Annotated in this window: 9 protein-coding genes; 5 read left to right on the forward strand and 4 right to left on the reverse strand. The window is 60.7% G+C overall.

Translation table 11 applies throughout. The features are described 5' to 3' along the window. The coding region (locus tag ACH2EH_RS01925) for a glycoside hydrolase family 172 protein (RefSeq protein WP_395138327.1) at positions 1-713 on the reverse strand (713 nt) is incomplete at its 3' end. 161 nt (positions 714-874) lie between these two features. Here ACH2EH_RS01925 and ACH2EH_RS01930 point away from each other — a divergent pair. Both ACH2EH_RS01930 and ACH2EH_RS01935 read left to right on the forward strand, forming a co-directional pair. Beyond that, positions 875-1123, forward strand: coding sequence for a hypothetical protein (locus ACH2EH_RS01930; RefSeq protein ID WP_395094914.1), 249 nt, complete (start codon positions 875-877; stop codon positions 1121-1123). Positions 1124-1144: 21 nt separating this feature from the next. Then, positions 1145-1597 carry a VOC family protein gene (locus tag ACH2EH_RS01935; protein ID WP_395138331.1) on the forward strand — a complete coding sequence of 151 codons (453 nt, stop codon included), beginning with the start codon at positions 1145-1147 and terminating at the stop codon, positions 1595-1597. Here the strand turns inward: ACH2EH_RS01935 and ACH2EH_RS01940 are convergent. Together ACH2EH_RS01940 and ACH2EH_RS01945 are read right to left on the reverse strand one after the other, a co-directional pair. Further along, on the reverse strand, positions 1594-2772 hold the full coding sequence (locus tag ACH2EH_RS01940) for an MFS transporter (RefSeq protein WP_395138334.1): 1179 nt from the start codon (positions 2770-2772) through the stop codon (positions 1594-1596). The genes ACH2EH_RS01935 and ACH2EH_RS01940 overlap by 4 nt on opposite strands. Next, on the reverse strand, positions 2769-3656 hold the full coding sequence (locus ACH2EH_RS01945) for a hypothetical protein (protein ID WP_395138336.1): 888 nt from the start codon (positions 3654-3656) through the stop codon (positions 2769-2771). Before ACH2EH_RS01945 ends, ACH2EH_RS01940 begins: the two co-directional genes overlap by 4 nt. Before the next feature lie 60 nt (positions 3657-3716). Here ACH2EH_RS01945 and ACH2EH_RS01950 point away from each other — a divergent pair, with 60 nt between their 5' ends. Beyond that, positions 3717-4523: a phytanoyl-CoA dioxygenase family protein gene (locus ACH2EH_RS01950; RefSeq protein ID WP_395138338.1), complete on the forward strand. Its 807-nt coding sequence runs from the start codon at positions 3717-3719 to the stop codon at positions 4521-4523. 19 nt (positions 4524-4542) lie between these two features. Here the strand turns inward: ACH2EH_RS01950 and ACH2EH_RS01955 are convergent, their stop codons facing one another. Further along, positions 4543-5484, reverse strand: a complete 942-nt coding sequence (locus ACH2EH_RS01955; RefSeq protein WP_395138341.1) for a fumarate hydratase — start codon at positions 5482-5484, stop codon at positions 4543-4545. 119 nt (positions 5485-5603) lie between these two features. Here ACH2EH_RS01955 and ACH2EH_RS01960 point away from each other — a divergent pair, with 119 nt between their 5' ends. Beyond that, on the forward strand, positions 5604-5729 hold the full coding sequence (locus ACH2EH_RS01960; protein ID WP_395138343.1) for a hypothetical protein: 126 nt from the start codon (positions 5604-5606) through the stop codon (positions 5727-5729). Beyond that, positions 5716-6555, forward strand: coding sequence for a M15 family metallopeptidase (locus tag ACH2EH_RS01965; RefSeq protein WP_395138345.1), 840 nt, complete (start codon positions 5716-5718; stop codon positions 6553-6555). Before ACH2EH_RS01960 ends, ACH2EH_RS01965 begins: the two co-directional genes overlap by 14 nt. Positions 6556-6638 lie beyond the last annotated feature (83 nt).

Consider the following 6638-nt stretch of genomic DNA (forward strand, 5'->3'; position numbering starts at 1 on the left):
CCGTCGCCGTCTAAATAGAACTTGATCTCGCCCTCGCCCCACCAGCTATTATTGTTCACGCCCCAAGCCATGTAGCACCCGACAAACTGCCCATGGCCGCGCACGCCATCGAGAATCGTGTAGACCTCTTTGTACGGGAGCGGGTTGGTGCGCCGAAACTGTGCGTGAAAGTACGCCGCATCATCAGGGATCTCGGTGAGAGTGTAGTTGATCTGGTAGTAGAGCGTCATCTCGTCGTAGCCGATATTCTCCAGCGTGATGCGGCACTTCTGGCGAAAGGGCATCTCCCAGTAGCAGTTAAACGCCGAGCCGGGATTCACGCAGACCGGGAGCGAGTTCACGGGGGCGTACTGGCACCAGCCGTTGGCGAAGAAATCTCCGACGGGGCACTCCACCGAGGGGGTCTCTTCGTCGTCCCAGTAGAAGCGCAAGATCGAGTAGCGCCAGTTGCCGGTGGGGGTCATCCAGAGCTGCTGGATCGCACCGGGGCCGTCTATCTCCGCCAGTGTGAACGTGCTACCGGCGGGGATTCTCACATACGGGCTTATCTTCCAGCCGATTCCGAGATCGCGTGCGCACTCTTTGGCGGGGCCGTCGGTTGACATCCCGCCCTTGCCTTTTTCGCCCGTGAAGTTCTCCGGGGAGATCGAGCGCGTCTTTGCCATCGAGAGCCGGGAAAGATTCCCGAGGTTCATTCCAAGTCCGTTAAACATAGGGCAAAGTTCGCGCCACTATGCCCTATTTCCTGCGGGCGCTTGCCCAGGCAACGAGCAAAACTGTAAACGTGGTACTGTGAGGGTGCATCTTTGCGTACTGGCTCTGGAAGCCGGTGCGCTTTTTGTTTTTTTACAGGGTGCAGACAATGAGGTAAGCAGTGAGTAACAAAAAGACCGAGGCCAAAGAAGAGAGCCGTCATGTACGCACGGAGATGGCCCGTCACAGTGTGGACTGCGGCGAGGTGCAGGTGCAGTGTACCCATGGTGTGATCCATCTCTACGGGCGCGTCCGGGCGATGCGTGGGCACGAAGCAACCTTCTCCGCAGAGCGCGATGCTCTGCTCAAGGGGCTGCGCCAGCGCTCCGGTGTCCGAGATGTGATCGCGGAGTGGCAGATTATGGGGTAGTGCTTGGGTACACTAGCCCGTATGGAAACAACCAAAACCAGTAAGCTTACCCCGTTTCATATTGCGGTTCCCGTGCGCGATATCGCCGAGGCACGGGCGTTCTACGGGGGAATTCTAGGGTGCTCGGAGGGGCGCAGTGCGGCGCAGTGGGTGGACTTCAACCTCTTCGGGCACCAGTTTGTCTGTCACTTAAATCCCAACTTAGGCAAAGACGGCCAGCTGGCCTCGCACTACAACGGCGTGGATGGCCACGGGGTTCCCGTGCCCCACTACGGTGTGGTGCTGGAAATGCCCGTCTGGGAAGTGCTCGCGGCGCGGCTCAAAGAGGCAGGCGTTGTCTTTGTGATCGAGCCGTATGTCCGCTTCGCCGGAGAAGTCGGGGAGCAGGCGACACTGTTTCTCATGGACCCCACAGGCAACGCGCTGGAGTTCAAAGCGTTCGCCGATATTAGCGGCCAGCTCTTTGCAACCTAAAAAATCTGTTTAAAGAGCCGCCGCGCGACGAGAGCGAGGACGAAGAGGCCAACTCCCGCTACTGAGAACCCGATACCATAGCCCTGCGTTTTGAACACCCATCCCAGCACCGGCGGGCCTGCCGCCTGCCCTAAAAAGAACGCGAAGGCGAAGAGGGAGACCGCCGTGCCGCGCATCTCCGGCGCCAGCTCGGTGGCGCGGGTCTGGAGCGGGCCGTGCAGGGTGTAGTAGCCCATCCCATAGATCACAATGGCAGGGATAAAGAACCACCAGACAGGGAGCCAGCCAATGAGCGTGTAGCCGACCAACAGGAGCGAGCCCCCCAAAAGCAGTGCCCCCAGCTCCCCGATCCTAGGCACCAGCCTCTTCACCGACGCGCTGTAGATCAGTCCGCCGATGCCAAAGCAGCCCAGGAGCAGCCCGATTGTGAGATACGAGAGGGAAAAGCGCTCCTTAAGAGAGGCCCCCAGAAACAGCAGCCCCCCGAAGATGAAGAAGCCCTCGACAAAAGCCGTGCCCAGCACAATCCGGGTCATGGGCTTGGCCCAGAGCGTTCGATACGGTGCAAAAGAGAACTTCCGCTCCGGGCGGGGCGTCTCCGGCGCACGCTGGCTCTCGCGCCAGAGCAAAAATGCCATGAGCAGTGAGACACCCGCGAAGATGCGGTAGATCACTCTCCAGCTTAAATACTCCCCGAAGATGCCGCCCAGCGCACTGCCCAGAATCTGCCCCAGCATCAGGGCGCTCATGAACCGTCCGAGAGTTACCTGGCGTTCCTGGTAGGGAAACTTATCGCCGATGTAGCCCAGCGAGAGCGGGATCACGGCGGCGGCGACTGTCCCCGTAAGAAAACGCAGCGCCGTGAAGAGAGGCAGGTTGGGCATGAAGCTACCCAGAACTTCCCCCAGCGCAAAGAGCCCCAGCGCCGCCGCCATCACTCTCAGCTTGCCGATCCTATCGCCCAGCGGGCCGTAGAAGAGCTGGAAGAGGCCGTAGGCGAAGGCATAGAGAGTCAGGGCGATACTGGCTCCCTCTTTGGTAACGTGCAGGTCGCTCGCAACTATTTTCAGGAGCGGATCCATCACCCGGGCATCGGCCTGAACTAGAAAGGCAGCGGTTCCGAGGACGAGAAGCGAGGCGCGCGCCGAGGAGACATCGGATGCAGACGGGGTCACGGGGTTATGGCTTTCTTAGGGGGCGTAGCGGGCAAGACGGCGCTGAGTTCTTTTTCAAAGAGGACATACTCCAGACGGTTGCGGGAGTTATCCTGGAGCGAGTTCCTTAGGAACTGGTAGTAGCTGTTCGCCTCACGCCGTGCGCGGGTTCTATCGCCGAGCTTACGGCAGCAAAGCGCGATAAAGACACCGTTCATCATCTCGTGCTGAAGGCTCTCGCTCTCCTGGAGCCGGGCCAGTGCTTCGCTGTAGCGCCCCGCTCGGTAGAGCGCGACACCCAGTGTGTTAAGGACATTGGCCTTCCCCCCAGGGGGATCCGCTTCCTGGAGTTGGAGTGCCTTCTGCGCCCGCGCAACAACCAGTGTGTAGTCTGGGAGAGCATCCGGTAGGAGAACACAGGCCCAGGCGATATCGTTGTCGAGGCCAAGCTCGGGCGTGCTGAGAAGCGAGGCAACATGGGCCGTGTAGGCCGCCTTGTCCCCTTTTAGTGCCTGGAGCTGCGCCTGCGCCACGGGGCTCTCCCAGGCGAGGCCCTTGGCCCAGAGATCCGCACCTTTTTCCCGCTCGCCCAGCCGCCAGTGTGCCTCTGCCTGAAGCGGGAAGATCGGCGACGGACAGTCCACGCCGCAAGTGTCGTCCGCCGCGCGGCTGACCCGACGCCAGTCGCCCTGGCGGGCAGCCTCCAGGAGCTGCGCACGCAGGATCTGTGTGCGCATCCGCTCTTCCGGGGAGACCCGTGCAGGATCAAAGAAGAGGCCCTCGGGCATACGGCGCCTTGGCGTAAAGCGGTCGTAGAGCCCAAAAGCGATCCAGAACGCAAGTGGGGTGAGCAGGCCCGTTACCGCAAGGATCATTCGTTGCCGCGTCTCTGGGGTTGCTTTCATGGCCGTATTGTACACGATTGTCTCGCCTCTGAGTTCGGTTTTCTTGGGTAAAATAGCTGTATGAAACTCACCAACGACGAAAAAGTAGCAGGGGAACTCTCACCAGAGCGCCTGAACAAAGCAGTGCAGACATTCAATGATGTGGGCTATGTGGTGATCGAAAATGTCTATGATGCCGCGTTTCTTGATACGGTGCGCACGGCCTACGAAACAGAGCTGGCGCGGTTTATTCAGAGTAAAGGTGGGATCGCGGCACTGGAGGGCAAGACCTTTGGGAAGAACCATATCGGGTTCTTTCCCCCGCTGCATCTGCCTCTGGCCCACACCCAGCTTGTGGCGCAGCCCGTGGCGGTTCAGCTCATGCAGGCACTGCTGGGCGCGGACCCCCAGTGCGCGTTTTTTCATACCAACACCGCTCTGCCCGGCTCTGGAATCCAGCCCGTGCACCGAGACACCGGGCACTTGATGGGTGTCGCGCACCCGGTGGCGACCCTCGTGCTCAATATCCCACTCTGTGACTTCACCATTGCCAATGGCGCGACCGAGGTCTGGCCGGGGACGCACCCTATTCTCGGGGGCGTGCTCGACGACGAGCGGGCGGCGGCGTTTCCCTCCGTGCGCACCGAAATTTCTGTGGGGAGCTTTATCCTGCGCGACATGCGCATGTGGCACCGAGGGATGCCCAACGACTCTGACAACCCACGCACCATGTACGCCATTGTCTATGAGCGCGGCTTTATCCGAACCCCTGTGATTACTGTCCCGCGCACCACGTGGGAGTCCTGGTCCGACACCGCACGGCATATCTTCCGTCACAACCAGGTGGTGGAGGATACAGAGCACACCCCGCGCGTCTGGGGAGCCTAGCGAAGCGGTGCAGGGTTCGTTAATGAGCCCCTGCCTCCGCCCCCGCCAGCGTCTCACTGGCTTCTTCGTAGAGCCAGCCGGTGACTGCATCGGTGGTGGGGTTGAGAGTCACTCCGCGCCGACGGTGCGCCCAGCAGGCGTAGCTCACGGAAACAAAGAAGCTGGCGGGGAGGCGGTTCTGCGCTGTGATCTTGCAGCCCAGCAGGCTCGTGTTCCCGCCAAAGCCCATCGGGCCGATCCCCAGGCCGTTGCAGATGCGCGTGATCTCGCGCTCCAGCGCATCCAGCTGCGCGTCCGAGTTGGTATCGGCCACAGTGCGTAGGAGCTGCTCTTTGGCGACCTCTAACCCGTGCGCACGGTCGCTGCCGATACAGACTCCGATGTAGCCGGGCGCACAGCCCTTGCCCTGCGCTTTCCAGACCGCGTCGAGTACCACCAGCTTCACACCCTCGATGTTGCGGCCCGCTTTTTTCCCAATCTCTTTAAGCTCCGCCGGAAGGCTATACTGCGCCCCAACATTCTCGCACCCGCCGCCCTTGAGCATCAGCCGGACATCTACCCAGTCTTTTCGCCACGCCTGAAAATGGAACTGCGGCGTCCCCGGCCCCAAATTGTTGCCCGTGTTCTTGCCCGTGATCGAGTCCACGGAGTTCTGGCGCAGGTAGCCAATCGCCGTTGCTTCGGCCACAGCGGCGCGGGCAGCCTCCTCGAACGTGAGAATATCGTAGCCAATGGGGTAGTGCACGTAGAACTTGATCATCCCCGTGTCCTGGCAGATCGGGGCAGAGTCTTGTGCGGCCGTGGCGATATTACAGTCAATCGTGTCCAGCGCCATCAAGGCGCGGCTGTCTTTCATTTCCACGCTTCGTCCCTTCTCCATTGCCTCGCGAATATCGGCAGGCAGGTCGGACGAGGTGCGGCGGATGAGGTCCAGCAGGCTGGCTTGCAAAGTGGTGCTCATGGAGCAAATTATACCCTGCGAGTCTTCGCTCCGATGGATCGCCCCCATGGACGGGGGCGTCATATTGTCCTCGTTCCTCGGACACGAAGGGCGTCCCGCCCATACCAAGTAAACTCGGTATGGCCCGAAGTGGCCTTCGTGTCGGCGAAGCCGTCAAAAAGACGCCCTGGTTCATCGGGGCGATCCATCGGGGCGACTCCCTTGGGTATACTCGTCACAAGGAGAGTGATTATGCCGACACCTGAGTTTGAGAAACGCTCCGAAAAGAATCTCGCCACCTTGCGGCCCAAGGCCCAGCCACACTTTCGCGCTCTGCTGCGCACTCTGAAGACCTACGCCGCCAGCAAGGGGTTGGAGGCCAAGATTATCAGTGCCAACCGGACCTGGGCGGAGCAGGACGCGCTCTTTGCCAAAGGCCGCACGACCGAGGGGCCGAAAGTCACCAATGCACGCGGAGGGCAGAGCAACCATAACTACCAGATCGCGGTAGACATCGGGCTTTTCAAAGACGGCAAGTACCTGCCGGAGTCGGTGCACTACAAGAAAATGGGCCCGCTGGGTGAGGCGCTCGGGCTGGAGTGGGGCGGACGCTGGAGCGATTTCCCGGACACTCCTCACTACCAGATCAAGACAAATAAACGCATCTCCGTGCTGCGCGAGCTGGTGCGCACCGACGGCTGGAGTGCTCTGGATGCGCTCATTCCTGCGTTTGCCGCCACGCCCGAGCCTACTCCTACGCCGACTCCCGCTCCGGTACTTTTACCAGACACCGTGGAGATCTTTCTGGATCGCGGCGAGGGAGCCAAGAAGCTCAGCCTGGATGCCTGGTTTGTCGAGAGCCGCATTTGGGTGGCAATTCGCGACTGGGCGGACTTCTTTGGCGGCACGCTGGTCGAGAAAAACGGTAAGTTCTCGCTGCTGCTCAGTGGCCAGAGCACCCCGATTCCCACACAAGTGATTGCCGGGCACACGGCGGCACGCTTTGCCGATATCAATGCCGTGCTCGGCTGGAACTTCTCCTTTGACGGTGCCATCCGCCCTCGCAAGTTCACCATCCACCCTGATAGCTAGAGGGAGGCTACCCTACCCATGCCAAAGAGCTTTAAGGGTAGGTAGGTCGTAGCCAGTAGGCCAGCGGGGGGCGTTTTTCTCCT

The organism is Armatimonas sp., from assembly GCF_043760365.1.
In the GTDB taxonomy this organism is placed as follows: domain Bacteria; phylum Armatimonadota; class Armatimonadia; order Armatimonadales; family Armatimonadaceae; genus Armatimonas.

Excerpts from the sequence above, each read along its gene's own strand:
- ACH2EH_RS01935 (WP_395138331.1), top strand. The coding sequence starts at position 1,145 with ATGGAAACAACCAAAACCAGTAAGCTTACCCCGTTTCATATTGCGGTT.
- ACH2EH_RS01945 (WP_395138336.1), bottom strand. The coding sequence starts at position 3,656 with ATGAAAGCAACCCCAGAGACGCGGCAACGAATGATCCTTGCGGTAACG.
- ACH2EH_RS01950 (WP_395138338.1), top strand. The coding sequence starts at position 3,717 with ATGAAACTCACCAACGACGAAAAAGTAGCAGGGGAACTCTCACCAGAG.
- ACH2EH_RS01955 (WP_395138341.1), bottom strand. The coding sequence starts at position 5,484 with ATGAGCACCACTTTGCAAGCCAGCCTGCTGGACCTCATCCGCCGCACC.
- ACH2EH_RS01960 (WP_395138343.1), top strand. The coding sequence starts at position 5,604 with ATGGCCCGAAGTGGCCTTCGTGTCGGCGAAGCCGTCAAAAAGACGCCC.
- ACH2EH_RS01965 (WP_395138345.1), top strand. The coding sequence starts at position 5,716 with ATGCCGACACCTGAGTTTGAGAAACGCTCCGAAAAGAATCTCGCCACC.